The sequence below is a fragment of the Sporosarcina highlanderae genome (assembly GCF_030433715.1).
GTDB classification, from domain to species: Bacteria; Bacillota; Bacilli; order Bacillales_A; family Planococcaceae; genus Sporosarcina; species Sporosarcina highlanderae.
Window position 1 is genome coordinate 232,308 of the sequence record NZ_JAROCC010000003.1, and the last position, 14,804, is coordinate 247,111.

Here is a 14,804-nt window from a genome sequence, read left to right on the forward strand (position 1 = left end):
GATGGAATTGGCGCAGCTCGTCAAACTGCTTGATTATGTATCCCGGTATGAAAATGATTTATCACATTATCCGACACAATATATCAGGTTGAAAAAATCGCAGTGGGAGAGGATGAAAGTCCAGTGGGAAAACGGTGCGAATTTTTCGGAGCGGCAAGAAATTCCTCATGTGGATGAAGAGCAGCTTGAAGAGGGGAAATGGTTTACCCCTCTTTTAAGTTTGTTTGGTAAGAGAAAGGAAAGGGAATTTGAACCTGAGGAAGAGGATGCCGGAACGGATGAAAGTAATGAATTGGATATGTTTGGATTCAACCCAAACGTCCTTTCAAGCCCGGGTAATCTTGAACATCTTCGGAAGCTGTTCTTAGATCAGCTATTTCATTTTCAATTAAAATGGGCAAGCTCAACATTACGACATAGCTCTCACTTAGATGCAAGGTTCATGAAAGATACTTTGCTTAGGAGCTTCACACAACAGCTTCCCGATAGTTTTCTGCTATTCTATTATCCGATCCTCCAAGTGAAAAAAGCCCCGGTTGAAGTGGATGTTATCTTGGTAACACCGCTTGAATGCCTGTGCATCACAGTTGTCGAACAAGAAGATATTGCGGCTTTTGTTGCAAGTGGAGATCGGTTTTGGGCGAAAAAGGTTGGTACAAAGGAATCTAGAATTCTTAATCCACTTATCGGACTTAATCGAATGGAAAAAATCATTTCAGGAATTTTCGCGACTCAGGGAATTGACTTCCCTATTAAAAAAATCGTGATTTCGCGGAACGGCTATATCGATTACCCAGGAACCCCGTTTGATATAACTATCATAGACCGCAGAACGTATAATGAATGGTTCACTTCTCTCCAGAAGTCCACCTTTCCAATGAAGTTCAACCAATTCAAAGCGGCACAATCTATCTTGGATAATGTACAGACTACCGCTTTCAGCAGATTGGATTCAATGTATGAAAATGATAATAACGAATAGAAAAGAGTGTAAATAAATGAGGCTTCGCAATAAACCATGGGCAAAAGATTTCATGGAAGAACATCCGGATATCCTGATCAATGAAGATGAAGAAGTAGTGAGGGATTGGAAGGGAATATTTAACAATGAAAACCCGATTCATGTAGAAGTAGGAACAGGAAAAGGGCAATTCATCATCGGAATGGCATTAGCAAATCCAGAGATCAATTACATTGGAATCGAACATTTTGACAATGTCATCGTATCTGCGTTGGAAAAGGCCATTGAGGCGGGAAAACCTTCGAATCTTCGACTACTGCGAGGAAATGGCGCCCATATGGAGGAGTTATTTAAACAAGGAGAATTGGATCGTATCTATTTGAATTTTTCAGATCCATGGCCAAAAACCCGACATGCCAAAAGGAGACTTACTCATGAATCATTCTTGGCAAGATATGAAAGAGCTTTAAAGAAAAAAGGTGAAATCCATTTCAAAACGGATAATCGCAAGCTATTCGAATACTCGCTTGTATCTATATCGGCATACGGCATGATTCTTCAGGAGGTCTCCTTGGATTTACACGTGGAAATGCCTGAAGACAATATCATGACGGAGTACGAAGAAAAGTTTTCTGCAAAGGGACAACCAATCTACAGGTTGGAGGCAATGTTTAACAATTAGACAAGTGACAAAAGGGGGATGTTTTTTTGGATACATATACATTTCACGGTATGAAAATAACTTGGCTCGATGGCGGTGTGAACTTTCTTGACGGGGGTACCATGTTTGGGGTGGTGCCTAAGGCTTTATGGTCCCGGAAGTATGAAGTGGATGAGAATAACTTGATAGAGCTAAGAACCGATCCCATTTTGATAAGCTATGAAGGAAAAAACATCCTGATAGACAGCGGAATTGGTAAAGGGAAACTATCTGATAAGATGAAGCGTAATCTTGGGGTGCATGAAGAGACGAAGGTGGAAGAAAGCCTATCGCAACTTGGATTAAAGGTAGAGGATATCGATATCATCCTTATGACGCATCTTCATAACGACCATGCTGCTGGTTTGACCGGCTATGTAGATAATGAGCTTGTTTCGATTTTTCCGAACGCTGAAATTCATGTCTCTGAAGTCGAATGGAAGGAAATGAGGAATCCCAATATCCGCTCAAGGAACACATACTGGAAAGAGAATTGGGAACCTGTCCAGCATCAAGTGAAAACGTTTAAAGAACGATTAACGATAATGCCTAACATTGAAATGATCCATACGGGAGGACATAGTGACGGTCATAGCATTATTAAACTGACTCAAAACGATGAAACGATCCTTCATATGGGAGATATCATGCCTACACATGCGCATAGCAATCCACTTTGGGTGCTTGCGTATGATGACTACCCAATGACGTCAATCTTTGCAAAGGAGAAATTGATGAAAGAAGGATTAGCGAACGGTTATCGATTCATCTTTTATCATGACGCAGTTTACCGCCTTGTCCAATGGGATGAAAGCGGAAAAGAAATTACAGAATCGATTGCAAGGACGAGATAATAAAACCGTCACACTAAAAAACGTGTGACGGTATTTTTCACTTCTTTTTTTACTTCTGAACCAATTCAACAACAGTACCTGTCTCTGCATTCGCTGCAAATTCAAATTGTTCAAGTTCGCCATTTCGAATACGTGAAATACCGCCTCTGTATACTTCCATCGATAAAACATTGTTTGTAAATGGTTCTGGCTTCATCACAATCCAAGACCCATCAATTGGACCCTCTTTTTTGAAGGCTTCCTTCACATCACTCAAGACACGTTCTGCCGGAGTTTTCGGGTTCAACTTTTCGAATGCCTGATTGACAATTAATCCAGCAGCTACACCTGTTAAGACCCCTGACAAGAAATCCTTTACTTTCATCGTTTGAAACCCCCTCAATCAATCTCATTCAATCTCACCCAAGTGTACCATATTTTAATGATGTTTTTAAATTCGTTATGAAGGGATATGTGAATTTCGTTGTCGTGAAATTAATTCGAAAAGCTAAATATTCGGGATGGATAGTTTTTGACTCCTGCATTATACTTAAAGGAGTACATATTGAAATGGGGGAAGCTCTTTATGAACAACGAAACGTTAACAATGTTTAAAACACTAACCGAACTACCGGGAGCACCGGGGAATGAACATATGGTTCGTGCCTATATGCGTGAAGAACTTGGGAAGTACTCTGATGAACTAATTCAAGACAATCTTGGAGGAATATTCGGTGTCCGTAAAGGCCCGGAAGACGGTCCAAGAATTATGGTAGCAGGGCATATGGACGAAGTCGGATTTATGGTGTCGTCCATTACAGATAATGGAATGCTTCGTTTCCAACCGCTTGGTGGCTGGTGGAGTCAGGTGCTACTTGCGCAACGGGTTCAAATCATTACTGATGCTGGCCCAGTTGTCGGTGTCATCGGCTCAATTCCACCTCATTTGCTTAGCGATGAAGTTCGAAACAAGCCGATGGATATTAAAAATATGCTTATTGACATCGGTGCTGATGATAAAGCCGATGCAATCAAAATCGGTATTCGTCCAGGACAGCAAATTGTTCCAATCTGCCCATTTACACCGATGGCAAACGAAAAGAAAATTTTAGCGAAAGCATGGGATAATCGCTATGGCTGCGGTCTATCGATCGAACTTTTAAAAGAAGTTCATGGCGAAAAATTGCCGAACACGCTCTACTCAGGTGCGAACGTAATGGAAGAAGTCGGCCTTCGTGGTGCTCAAGCTGCAGCGCGGATGATCAACCCTGATCTATTCTTCGCATTGGATGCAAGCCCTGCGAACGACGCTTCTGGCAATAAAAATGAATTCGGCCAACTTGGAAAGGGTACACTTCTACGTATTTTTGACCGTTCGATGGTGACACATCGTGGAATGAGAGAGTTCATTCTCGATACGGCTGAAACGCATAAAATCCCTTACCAGTACTTTATTTCCCAAGGTGGAACAGATGCTGGCCAAGTACACGTTTCAAACGAAGGCGTACCAAGTGCCGTAATCGGAATTTGTTCACGCTATATCCACACAGCTGCATCGATCATCCACACTGATGACTACGCGGCCGCAAAAGAACTTCTTGTAAAACTCGTCAAAGCATGCGATAAAACAACTGTTGAGACAATTAAGAGTAACGTTTGATAATATACCTAAAGACCATCCTTCATTACGAGGATGGTCTTTCGTTTAAACTCTCGTTAAATCCCACAAGCACTCAATTAATCGTACATAGAGAGGAGTAACAGCATGAAATTCATCATTGGGTCAACGAACCAAGCTAAAGTCAAAGCGGCTCGCACAATCATTGATAAACACTTTATAGGTAGTGAACTCCACGAGGTGAAAGTACCTTCAGGAGTAAAAGATCAACCATTTGGAGATGAAGAAACACGGACAGGAGCATTAAATCGAGCGACAAATGCAGCAATGGAACAAGAAGGTGCAATTGGAGTCGGTCTCGAAGGCGGCGTCCGAATGGTAGAGAACGAAATGTTCCTCTGCAACTGGGGCGCACTTGTTTTACCTTCAGGAGAAAAATTCACAGCCGCAGGAGCACAAATCCCATTACCTGAAAGCATTGCCGCTGAATTACATAAGGGACGAGAATTAGGAGTTGTGGTCGACGAATACTTCCAAGCAAGCGGCATCCGCCACAGCGAAGGCGCAATCGGCATGTTCACAGCCCAAGCGGTAACCCGCGACCAACTCTTCGAACACATCATGCAATTATTAATAGGCCAATTAAAATTTCACCAAACAAATTGAATCGAAGGTGTGAACTACTATATTTGCATATAGCGAGTATTATCTTTAAAATAGAAATCGGCTATTTAATTAGATTGGAGGAAGCCGGATGTTCCGTTTATGGAAATTCCTATTCCTGACACTACTTTCGATAACAGTACTTAGCGCTTGTGGAAAAACGCTTGAAGAACAGGCTGCGGACGGAATTGCTGCGGCTAAAACTGCTTTCGAATTAAACGACAAAGTTGTAAATGATGAAGTCGAAGATATTTCATTATATAAGCCAGCCGGTTTTACGATTTCAAAGAGTTCCAATGGACAAAATATTATTATGAAAAAAGGCGATGAGACATTTCTTCTTTTCATCAATCCTAATGAAAAAAAAGATAGCCGCCTATTCTACGACCTAATGGAACGAAACGACCAATCAGTCCATTTTGAGAAAGTATTCACTGATGATGGCTATTTCAGCTTTGCATCTGTTCTGAAAAAAGGCGAAGATCAAGTCGAACTCATTACAAGTGTCGGTGGGATTAAGATGACAACAATTACGAAGAAAAAGAACATAGAAAGCAATATGGCCCATATGATGGAAATTGTACGTTCCATCGAACAAGGTCAGCGATAATTTCATAACTTAGGCGGTCACACGGCGCAATATGAAGCGACGAGCGGCCGCTTGTTTTTAGAAAGGATGAGGAACATGAATTCTTCAAAGTTAGTGGAGCTGTTGAAAGAACGTCTTCCATCTGAAAACTTGCAATGGCGTTTTGACAGAAAAACAGATAAAGTCCGTTTAGAACACCTTGTATTGAAAAAAGGTATGGATATTTCATTGCCGGAAATTTTGGCGAAATACGAGACGAAAAAAGAAACAGCCATTAATGAAGTGATTTACACCATTAAAGAAACGTTTAATGCAATGGAACTAGAACAGTCGGAAGGCTTCAAAAAAGAAGGCGCGATTTACCCGGTTATCCGTTCAACCTCTTTTCCAAAAACGTCCAAGGCCGGAGATCGATTCATCGTGAAGGACCATACGGCTGAAACAAGAATCTTTTATGCATTGGATTTGGGGACGACATATCGGCTTATAGATGAAACAATGTTGGACGCCCTCGGCATGTCAGAACATGAAATAATGGAATCTGCACTGTTCAAAGTAAGATCATTGCCAACTAATATGAAAAAAGATGAAGTGGCCGGTAATATTTTTTACTTTGTTAATAACAATGATGGTTATGACGCAAGCCGAATATTGAACCAGGCTTTTTTGAAAGAGATGGAAGAGGAAATTGAAGGGCATATGACAGTATCTGTCCCCCATCAAGACGTACTAATCATCGGCGACATTAGAAACGACACAGGTTATGATGTGCTTGCACAAATGACAATGCAGTTCTTCACAGTAGGGGCAGTTCCAGTCACATCATTGTCTTTCATTTATGAAGCTGGTAAATTAGAACCAATCTTTATAATGGCAAAAAATCGGGTCGCGAGAAAGGAAAGAAAAAAGAAATGAATATCTTTTACAATCGAAAAAGTGTTGGGGACGTTCTTCTTGTACAATTGACGACTGATCGTCCAAAGGAAACAGAAATAACAACTGTCAATGAAATCACGTTAATAAAAGACGCAACTTCAAAAGAAATCGTTGCATTCAACGTTTTCAATGCTTCAAACTATGTGGAGATCAAATCAAATGGACAAGTTGAAACGACAGAGGAAATTGTCAGCAAGTTGAACGATGCATTAAAATCCAATGGTGTAGAATTGGAATTGGATGTGGACTTTTCTCCGAAATTTGTGGTCGGTTATGTAATGGAGAAGGATAAGCATCCAAATGCCGATAAATTAAGTGTTTGCACAGTGGATGTTGGAAGCGAAAAACTCCAAATCGTCTGCGGCGCACCAAATGTCGATGCGGGTCAAAAAGTGGTCGTGGCAAAAGTAGGAGCTGTAATGCCTTCTGGTATGGTGATTCGCGACGCGGAGTTAAGAGGAATTGCTTCATCGGGTATGATTTGTTCTGCAAAAGAACTTAATCTTTTAGATGCGCCTACTGAAAAAGGAATCTTGGTCCTTCCCGAGGACTCTCGCATCGGTGAGCCATTCACTATCTAACTTTTAGTAGTTGGCAGTCATTCCAATTAACTAACCGTCAACATCAGTCCAACGTACTGTGAAAAACAGTACGTTTTTCTTATTTTGGCCCTCCAATTGATTTAAACGGTAAAAACCTGCTAAAATAGAATGATCGACTTGAAAAGAGTGATAGTATTGACTTGGTTTAAAAAACTTATGAACAGATTAATTGATTCGGAAAAAGATGAAAGTAATGAAGATACATATACTATGGATAGTGATGTTGATGATAAAGAGGAAGACTTGATTGATAAACCTGTTTTTCGATTTCCAATCATAACTGATGCTGAAATCTATGGTTGGGAACCAGATTCTGATAATGCAAGAAAGGAAACAGAAAAACTGGTAACAATATTGGATGATGAAGAGGATTTCACGCCTGTTCCTTTGTATAAAAATGAAAGATGGCCAGGTGAAAAAGAAACAGGGAATATTTATAGGGCAACATCATCATCGAAGTACAATTCGAATCCAATGAATGAACCCAAATTGAATCTTGCAAACACAACCGACAAAAAAGAAGATAGTAGTTTGACTGTACGAAAGCAAAATAAGCGTCCATTCACACCAACACAAGTTCCCTCACCTGTGTACGGCTTTATGAAACAAGGTCAACGGATGGAAAGTATAAGTAAAGTTGAGGTTGTCGATACGAATCTATCCTCAAATAAAACAGTGGTCGAAAAAAATGAACCGAATTTGGATGAAAACATACAGGTTACTGCTAAACTTGACCGCATTGATTCAGAAAATCATGCACATACTTCCAATAATGATATTCAAATAAGTGTACGTAGTCGTAGTGATTTACCGGAGCTTAGTGACAGTGACGAAAAAGTTGAGAAATCAATAGATGATAATGACCATTTGCGGGAACATCAAGAAACTATTGTTTCAAACGTAAAAGACACTGTTGTTGATGGTGCAAGTGAAGCAATTGAAGCAAATGAAATTAATGTCAGTGATGAACCAACTTCTGAGCTTGAATCTATTGAAACAGAAGAACCAATTGAAACAGAAGACCCAATTGCACCTCAAGGAATTTCAGAGTCAGAAGAAAAGCCACGGGAAAAAGAACGAATTGTCCCTTTCAATGTATTGATGTTGAAAAATGATAAACAGAAGCTAATGGAACGTAAAACAAATGAAAGTGTTCAAAATAAGGAAATAGAGATTGTTCGTAACAATAATGAGCAGGAAATTAATATGGATGAAGAAATGAATCCTCCCTATTATGCACTTCCGTCTAAAGATTACCTTATTCAACCTGAAGCGCATATCGAGGATACCGAATGGCTTCAGGCTCAGTCGACTAAACTCGAAGAGGCACTTTCCTACTTTTCCATTCAAGCCAACGTTATCGAAGCAGTGCAAGGTCCCACAGTAACGAGATTTGAATTGACGGTCGGACATGGAACGAAAGTAAGTAAAGTCCGAAATCTAACCGACGATTTGAAATTAGCTCTTGCAGCTGAGGATATCCGTATCCAGGCACCAATCCCTGGAACCAGCTCGATTGGTATTGAAATTCCAAACCGAAAGCCAAGGGCAGTCAGAATTTCAGAGGTAATAGAAACAAAAAGATTTCAAGAGTCTGAATCGCCTTTGGAAGCAGTACTTGGACTTAGCCTAACTGGGGAACCGGTTACGCTTGACCTTCGCAAAATGCCGCATGGAATGATAGCGGGGGCGACAGGGTCTGGTAAATCGGTATGCATAAATTCCATACTGATAAGTTTACTGTATAAATCTTCACCGACCGATTTGAAAATGCTTTTGATTGACCCTAAAATGGTTGAACTTGCACCATTTAACGGTATTCCTCATTTAATTAGCCCTGTAATAACAGATGTTAAGGCGGCTACTGCTGCTTTGAAATGGGCTGTTGGGGAAATGGAAAGACGGTATGAATTATTTGCCCATGTTGGAGCAAGAAATATTGAACGATACAACGACATGGTCGAAAAGGATCGTAAATTTTCGCTTAAACTTCCATACTTGCTAATCGTAATTGACGAGCTCGCAGACTTGATGATGATGGCGCCAGCGGATGTTGAAGTTTCAATAGGTAGGATAACTCAAAAGGCAAGAGCCTGCGGTATCCATCTAATCATCGCAACACAACGGCCATCCGTTGATGTCATTACTGGTACAATCAAGGCGAATGTACCGACGCGAATTGCATTTTCAGTTTCATCCCAAATTGATTCCCGGACAATCATTGATACGCCTGGGGCGGAAAGGCTTTTAGGAAAAGGTGACATGCTCTATCTTGGAAATGGCCAATCATCTGCGGTCCGATTACAAGGTACATTTGTCACGGATGCCGAAATTGAACGTATAATAGAACACGTTCAGAACGAGGCGGATCCTGATTACCTATTTGGTCAGGATGATCTTTTAGCCAATTCAATTGAAGAAGAGGAATCCGACCCACTATTTGCAGATGCATGCCTTTTCATTATAAATCAAGGAAGTGCGTCGACATCCCTGTTGCAACGGAACTTTAGCATTGGCTACAACCGTGCTGCAAAATTGATGGACCGCATGGAAGAATTAGGTTTCATCTCCGAGCAAAAGGGAAGTAAACCACGTGATGTGTTTTTAACGGAAAACGAATTCGAGCAATACCTTAATAGAACTGATAAATCCTTGGAAATTTTTTAGAACCTTGGATTTACAATGAAGGAACAGAAACGATCTCGGGAGGTTACAATATGACATTGTTCCATTTTACGGGAATCAAAGGATCAGGGATGAGCTCCCTTGCACAGATTCTTCATGATTCCTCTCATGCTGTACAAGGTTCGGATATAGAGAAGTATTTCTTTCCGGAAGACCCATTGCATGAAAGAAAAATTACGATTTTACCTTTCGATGAAAATAATATTGATTACGGAATGACTGTAATTGCTGGTAATGCTTACCCGGATAGTCATCCCGAAATTGCAAAAGCCCGTGAAATGGGTGTTGAGGTAATCCGCTATCATGAATTCTTAGCTGAATATATGAAAAAATTCATTTCAATCGGTATAGCCGGCTCTCACGGAAAGACGTCGACAACTGGACTATTGGCCCATGTTTTGTCAGGGAATGCCCCTACCTCCTATCTAATTGGTGACGGCACGGGGAAAGGTGTCGAAAATAGTACGTATTTCGCATTTGAAGCTTGCGAATACAAACGTCATTTCCTTGCTTATGAACCAGATTACGCCATCATGACAAATATTGACTTTGACCATCCAGATTATTTTAAAGACCTTGATGACGTCATGGACGCTTTTGGAGAAATGGCAAAGCATGTGAAAAAGGCAATTATCGCTTGTGGGGATGACATCCATTTACAACAAATACAAGCGAATGTCCCTGTAGTTTACTACGGCTTTGATGAAGGAAATGATTTCTCTGCAAAAAATATTAAAAAATCCGAAAAGGGTAGTACTTTTGATGTGTATGTAAGAAATGAGTTTTACGAGACATTCACAATAGCATTACCTGGAGACCATGCGATCTTAAATGCACTTGGTGTCATTGCTCTTTGCCATTATGAAGGAATTGCAGTTTTAGGTATTAAGGAAAGACTTGCAACCTTTAATGGAGTGAAAAGGCGCTTTTCTGTAACGGAATCTCATGGAAGGGTTATTGTAGATGACTATGCACATCATCCAACTGAGATAAAAGCAACATTGCAATCCGCAAGGCAGAAATACCCGGGCAAGGAAATTATTGCGATATTCCAGCCCCATACATTCACACGAACCGCGGCATTACTCCAACAATTTGCCGATAGCTTACAGACAGCGGATCATGTGTATTTATGTGATATTTTTGGTTCTGCACGTGAGCAATCCGGAAATTTATCCATTAATGATTTAGTTGATAAAGTTCCTGGAGCCAAGCATATAACTTTAGAGAATATTGATGCACTCGATGTGCATGGGAATGCGGTTTATCTATTCATGGGCGCTGGTGATATTCAAAAGTATATGAATACTTTCACTGAACATACTGAAAAAGAGGAAACAGCCTGATCCCGATGGGTCGGCTGTTTTTATTTTATTTCTTTCAAGAAAAATAAAGGGAATTTGAGAAATATGTCGAAAAAGGTAAAGAGGGCTGAGTTTATTTACCTACTTTAAAGGGTAGAAATTATTTATGTATGTATATCGGAAGGAGGAAATACCATGCAAGTGTTATTGTATATTGCAGCCTTCGTCGCTGCAGTGGCTTTTTTGATTTTATGTATCAGCCTGGCGATGACATTAGGGTCATTAAAAAGGACATTACGAAGCGTTTCAGAAACTATGGATGGCTTAACAAATCAATTGGAGGGTATTACATCGGAGACAACTGAACTTCTTCATAAGACAAATGCCCTTGCGGAAGATATTCAGCAGAAAGCCGAGAAACTGAACACTGTTGTCGATGCAGTAAAAGGGGTGGGCGATTCCGTCAGTAACCTGAACAGCTCAGTTCACCGTATTACGAACTCAATTACTGTTGAAGCTGAAAAGAACAGTGATAAAATAGCCCAAGCTGTACAATGGGGCAATGTTGCTTTTGGAATCATCGGTAAAGTGAAGGAAATGAAAGAAGAAAGATCATCAGGTTGGACAGTCTATAAAGCGGATTCAAAACAAAAAAGACTGCCAAGCCCAAAAGGCAGTAATTGAATAAAGGCTCAGTGAGCATAACAGGAATTTATTGTTAACATTAATAAGAAAAATATTTGGGAGGAATTCAAATGACTGAACATAAGCCGAACTATAAGGACTCACAAAACCACCAATACTATGGTAATCAGGAATATAAAAACACTTTCGGAGAACCATCACATCTACCTGTAAATTATTCTTATCGCTCCAATACAGATGATTTTTATGACGATGATAATTCAGGAGCAGGAAGCTTCCTCCTTGGCGCATTGGTTGGTGGAGTAATTGGTGCAGCTGCAGCATTATTCCTTGCACCTAAAACCGGTAAAGAGATGCGGGATGATTTTTCTGAACAAGCCGTGCAAATTAAAAACAAAAGTATTGAATTAAGTGCGGTTGCAAAGGATAAAGCAAACGAGATCTCTTCTGTCGCAAAAGAGAAGACAGACGAATTAGCGAAAACAATCCAAGAGCAATCAGGTCAAATTGTTGATAAAGTAAAATCGATGACAAATAAAACATCCGTTCCGATGCATGATGGCACAGCCTCATCAGAAGGCGAAGAGCCAATTGAGTTTGTTGATAACAAAACCGATGAAAACAAGGAATCAGCTGAACATCAATCAACAAATAATAGCGGTGTTGCGTATGATAATAGCGAAAATTTCGGTGAAGAAAAGAATGTAAATCAAAATCATATCTCAGTTGAAAAAGAAAAATGATCTATAATTATTAAAACGTAGAGGGGATTTTAGTATTCCCCTCTATTTTTTCGTCAAAAACCGTGAATTAGTGACAATTTACAGAAATGACGTGACATTTCAAATGCTTTTCATTATACTTGGACTATTATATAAAAATGCAGCATAGAATTCCCTTTTAAATAGGGACTGATGTGTTCGGGGAGGAGACAGAATGATGAGACAAAATGAGTTGGATGAACTGCGCAGACAGGTAGATGGACTGAATAACCAAATACTGGACTTGATCAATGAACGTACAGCTGTTGTACAGGAAATTGGCAGAGTCAAGGAGAAGCAAGGTGTTAACAGATATGATCCAGTTCGTGAGAGAGAGATGTTAAACGCATTAGTCCAATCAAACAAAGGTCCGATCCCGAATGGAGTTTTAGAACAGATTTTCAAAGGAATTTTCATGTCAGCTTTAGAAATACAGGAAGACGAGCAACGTAATGCTCTGTTAGTTTCACGTAAAAGGAAACCCGAGGATACGATTGTAAATGTAAACGGCGAGGAAGTTGGTACCGGTTCACCTACTTTCGTATTTGGACCTTGTGCTGTAGAATCATATGAGCAGGTTTTGGCAGTCGCTCAATCCATTAAATCCAAGGGATTGAAGATGCTTAGAGGCGGGGCATATAAACCGCGAACTTCCCCTTACGACTTCCAAGGTCTCGGTCTTGAAGGATTGAAAATCTTAAAGCGGGTATCAGATGAAACGGGATTGTCAATTGTAACAGAAATCATCACTCCATCTCATTTGGAAGAGGCTTTGGATTATATTGACGTTATTCAAATAGGTGCCCGTAACATGCAGAACTTCGAATTATTGAAGGAAGCGGGAATGGCGAATAAGCCAGTTCTATTGAAGCGTGGATTAGCTGCAACGATTGATGAATTCATCAATGCGGCCGAATATATCATTTCCAAAGGGAATAGCCAAATTATGCTATGTGAACGTGGTATCCGTACGTATGAACGTGCGACACGTAATACATTGGACATTTCAGCTGTTCCGATTTTAAAACAAGAAACCCATTTACCGGTGTTCGTGGATGTTACCCATTCAACGGGAAGGAAGGACTTGTTACTTCCAACCGCAAAAGCGGCAATTGCCGTAGGTGCCGATGGGGTCATGGCAGAAGTGCATCCTGATCCGGCAGTTGCATTATCCGATGCAGCACAGCAAATGGATATTAAACAGTTCGACGAGTTCTATGCAGAGCTACAAAGGTTTATGAATACGCACCAAACTATTTGATAAGTGAAAGTGCATTAAAAACTTTCTGTGAAAAGCGCCGGACCTTTTAAGGTTCCGGTGCTTTGATTATAATAGGAGTAAGCGAATACATAATTAGAATGAAGGGAAGGAGATTCGATAATGTCTGTAACAATTTATGATGTAGCCCGAGAAGCGAATGTTTCTATGGCGACAGTATCTCGTGTTGTAAACGGCAACCAAAATGTTAAGCCGGCAACACGTAAAAAGGTGTTAGATTGCATCGAGCGTCTCGGTTATCGTCCAAACGCTGTAGCGAGGGGACTCGCCAGTAAAAAAACAACTACTATTGGAGTCATCGTCCCGGATATTTCGAAAAGCTATTATGCGGAACTTTCACGGGGGATTGCAGATGTTGCCACGATGTATGAATACAATATTATCCTATCCAATTCGGATAAACGTCCTCAAAGGGAAGTTGAACTTTTTGAAGATCACCTTGGTAAACAAGTCGATGGGGTAATATTCATGAGCGACTCACTTTCTGAAGAAATCCGGAAAGAAATGGCGACCGCAAATGTTCCAATTGTATTGGCTGGTACACTTGACGCGGGTACTAATTTGCCTACAGTGAACATCGATCACGAAGAGGCGGCCTACCAAGCTGTTAAGAAATTGATTGAAAATGGACATGAACGAATTGTACACGTGTCTGGACCTCTTTCCAGGGATATCAATCGTCTTTGTAAGAAGGTGGGTTACGAAAAAGCGTTGAAGGAAGCTAATTTGCCGATCATTGATGACTTTTTCATTGAAACAGATAATACGTACGATGATGCTTACGAGAAATGGAAGCTTATTCGCGATTTAGAGGAGAAGCCAACAGGGATTTTCGCAGGTAATGATGAAATTGCTGTAGGGATTTTGAATGGGCTGAGGGATGATGGTCTTTCGGTGCCTGATGATATGGAGGTAATTTGTTTCCAGCATACTCTGTTGACAAGGGTAGTGAGACCGCAGCTGTCTGCAGTTATTGTCCCGTTATATGATTTAGGGGCGGTTTCGATGCGGTTGTTGACGAAGTTGATGAATGGTGAAGAGGTTGAAGATGTAGGTGTTATTTTGCCTTATCATATGGAGGAGCGTCAATCGACTAAGTGATAAAAGCTGTTCTGGGAATAAATCCGGAACAGCTTTTGTTTATTTAACTATGGAAATAAAAACTGTTGTTGATTTGCGCTTCAGACGGCACGCTTTCCGGAGGGCGTGCGGTGAACCAACCCGTTCG

The 14,804-nt window shown here is 40.5% G+C and carries 15 protein-coding genes; 14 read left to right on the plus strand and 1 reads right to left on the minus strand.

Annotation, left to right across the window (positions count from 1 at the left end; translation table 11 throughout):
* The first annotated feature begins 7 nt into the window (after positions 1-7).
* From P5G49_RS05730 to P5G49_RS05740, 3 genes are read left to right on the plus strand one after another with little or no spacing between them, the layout of a single operon-like run.
* Complete coding sequence (locus P5G49_RS05730) at positions 8-982, plus strand: NERD domain-containing protein (protein WP_301242522.1); 975 nt, start codon at positions 8-10, stop codon at positions 980-982.
* Positions 983-998: 16 nt separating this feature from the next.
* On the plus strand, positions 999-1,643 hold the full coding sequence (trmB, locus tag P5G49_RS05735; protein ID WP_301242523.1) for a tRNA (guanosine(46)-N7)-methyltransferase TrmB: 645 nt from the start codon (positions 999-1,001) through the stop codon (positions 1,641-1,643).
* 26 nt (positions 1,644-1,669) lie between these two features.
* A complete protein-coding gene (locus P5G49_RS05740; protein WP_301242524.1) occupies positions 1,670-2,515 on the plus strand; it encodes a YtnP family quorum-quenching lactonase in 846 nt (281 codons plus the stop codon).
* Between the two features lie 49 nt (positions 2,516-2,564).
* On the opposite strand, the gene P5G49_RS05745 is transcribed toward P5G49_RS05740, so the two are convergent.
* Positions 2,565-2,879: a hypothetical protein gene (locus P5G49_RS05745; RefSeq protein WP_301242525.1), complete on the minus strand. Its 315-nt coding sequence runs from the start codon at positions 2,877-2,879 to the stop codon at positions 2,565-2,567.
* A 201-nt stretch (positions 2,880-3,080) separates the two neighbouring features.
* Here P5G49_RS05745 and P5G49_RS05750 point away from each other — a divergent pair, with 201 nt between their 5' ends.
* The 11 genes from P5G49_RS05750 to ccpA all read left to right on the plus strand — a co-directional run bounded on the left by P5G49_RS05750 (position 3,081) and on the right by ccpA (position 14,677).
* Positions 3,081-4,154: a M42 family metallopeptidase gene (locus tag P5G49_RS05750; RefSeq protein ID WP_301242526.1), complete on the plus strand. Its 1,074-nt coding sequence runs from the start codon at positions 3,081-3,083 to the stop codon at positions 4,152-4,154.
* Between the two features lie 105 nt (positions 4,155-4,259).
* Positions 4,260-4,778: a DUF84 family protein gene (locus tag P5G49_RS05755; RefSeq protein ID WP_301242527.1), complete on the plus strand. Its 519-nt coding sequence runs from the start codon at positions 4,260-4,262 to the stop codon at positions 4,776-4,778.
* Between the two features lie 88 nt (positions 4,779-4,866).
* Positions 4,867-5,385 (plus strand): hypothetical protein, encoded by a 519-nt coding sequence (locus P5G49_RS05760; protein WP_301242528.1) that lies wholly within the window; start codon positions 4,867-4,869, stop codon positions 5,383-5,385.
* Between the two features lie 75 nt (positions 5,386-5,460).
* Positions 5,461-6,279 carry a DUF1444 domain-containing protein gene (locus P5G49_RS05765; protein WP_301242529.1) on the plus strand — a complete coding sequence of 273 codons (819 nt, stop codon included), beginning with the start codon at positions 5,461-5,463 and terminating at the stop codon, positions 6,277-6,279.
* Complete coding sequence (ytpR, locus tag P5G49_RS05770) at positions 6,276-6,881, plus strand: YtpR family tRNA-binding protein (protein WP_301242530.1); 606 nt, start codon at positions 6,276-6,278, stop codon at positions 6,879-6,881. The genes P5G49_RS05765 and ytpR overlap by 4 nt, the downstream gene beginning before the upstream one ends.
* Positions 6,882-7,376: 495 nt before the next feature.
* Positions 7,377-9,569: a DNA translocase FtsK gene (locus P5G49_RS05775; protein WP_435877192.1), complete on the plus strand. Its 2,193-nt coding sequence runs from the start codon at positions 7,377-7,379 to the stop codon at positions 9,567-9,569.
* Between the two features lie 50 nt (positions 9,570-9,619).
* Positions 9,620-10,933, plus strand: a complete 1,314-nt coding sequence (gene murC, locus P5G49_RS05780) for a UDP-N-acetylmuramate--L-alanine ligase (protein ID WP_301242532.1) — start codon at positions 9,620-9,622, stop codon at positions 10,931-10,933.
* A gap of 153 nt (positions 10,934-11,086) precedes the next feature.
* Positions 11,087-11,575, plus strand: a complete 489-nt coding sequence (locus P5G49_RS05785) for a DUF948 domain-containing protein (protein WP_301242533.1) — start codon at positions 11,087-11,089, stop codon at positions 11,573-11,575.
* Between the two features lie 71 nt (positions 11,576-11,646).
* Positions 11,647-12,279 carry a YtxH domain-containing protein gene (locus tag P5G49_RS05790; protein WP_301242534.1) on the plus strand — a complete coding sequence of 211 codons (633 nt, stop codon included), beginning with the start codon at positions 11,647-11,649 and terminating at the stop codon, positions 12,277-12,279.
* Positions 12,280-12,475: 196 nt separating this feature from the next.
* The gene (locus P5G49_RS05795) at positions 12,476-13,558 is read left to right on the plus strand and encodes a bifunctional 3-deoxy-7-phosphoheptulonate synthase/chorismate mutase (RefSeq protein WP_301242587.1); all 1,083 of its coding nucleotides are present in this window, start codon (positions 12,476-12,478) and stop codon (positions 13,556-13,558) included.
* 120 nt (positions 13,559-13,678) lie between these two features.
* Positions 13,679-14,677: a catabolite control protein A gene (gene ccpA, locus P5G49_RS05800; RefSeq protein ID WP_301242535.1), complete on the plus strand. Its 999-nt coding sequence runs from the start codon at positions 13,679-13,681 to the stop codon at positions 14,675-14,677.
* Positions 14,678-14,804: the final 127 nt, after the last annotated feature.

Excerpts from the sequence above, each read along its gene's own strand:
- trmB (WP_301242523.1), top strand. The coding sequence starts at position 999 with ATGAGGCTTCGCAATAAACCATGGGCAAAAGATTTCATGGAAGAACAT.
- P5G49_RS05745 (WP_301242525.1), bottom strand. The coding sequence starts at position 2,879 with ATGAAAGTAAAGGATTTCTTGTCAGGGGTCTTAACAGGTGTAGCTGCT.
- P5G49_RS05750 (WP_301242526.1), top strand. The coding sequence starts at position 3,081 with ATGAACAACGAAACGTTAACAATGTTTAAAACACTAACCGAACTACCG.
- P5G49_RS05755 (WP_301242527.1), top strand. The coding sequence starts at position 4,260 with ATGAAATTCATCATTGGGTCAACGAACCAAGCTAAAGTCAAAGCGGCT.
- P5G49_RS05760 (WP_301242528.1), top strand. The coding sequence starts at position 4,867 with ATGTTCCGTTTATGGAAATTCCTATTCCTGACACTACTTTCGATAACA.
- P5G49_RS05765 (WP_301242529.1), top strand. The coding sequence starts at position 5,461 with ATGAATTCTTCAAAGTTAGTGGAGCTGTTGAAAGAACGTCTTCCATCT.
- ytpR (WP_301242530.1), top strand. The coding sequence starts at position 6,276 with ATGAATATCTTTTACAATCGAAAAAGTGTTGGGGACGTTCTTCTTGTA.
- P5G49_RS05775 (WP_435877192.1), top strand. The coding sequence starts at position 7,377 with ATGAATGAACCCAAATTGAATCTTGCAAACACAACCGACAAAAAAGAA.
- murC (WP_301242532.1), top strand. The coding sequence starts at position 9,620 with ATGACATTGTTCCATTTTACGGGAATCAAAGGATCAGGGATGAGCTCC.
- P5G49_RS05785 (WP_301242533.1), top strand. The coding sequence starts at position 11,087 with ATGCAAGTGTTATTGTATATTGCAGCCTTCGTCGCTGCAGTGGCTTTT.
- P5G49_RS05790 (WP_301242534.1), top strand. The coding sequence starts at position 11,647 with ATGACTGAACATAAGCCGAACTATAAGGACTCACAAAACCACCAATAC.
- P5G49_RS05795 (WP_301242587.1), top strand. The coding sequence starts at position 12,476 with ATGAGACAAAATGAGTTGGATGAACTGCGCAGACAGGTAGATGGACTG.
- ccpA (WP_301242535.1), top strand. The coding sequence starts at position 13,679 with ATGTCTGTAACAATTTATGATGTAGCCCGAGAAGCGAATGTTTCTATG.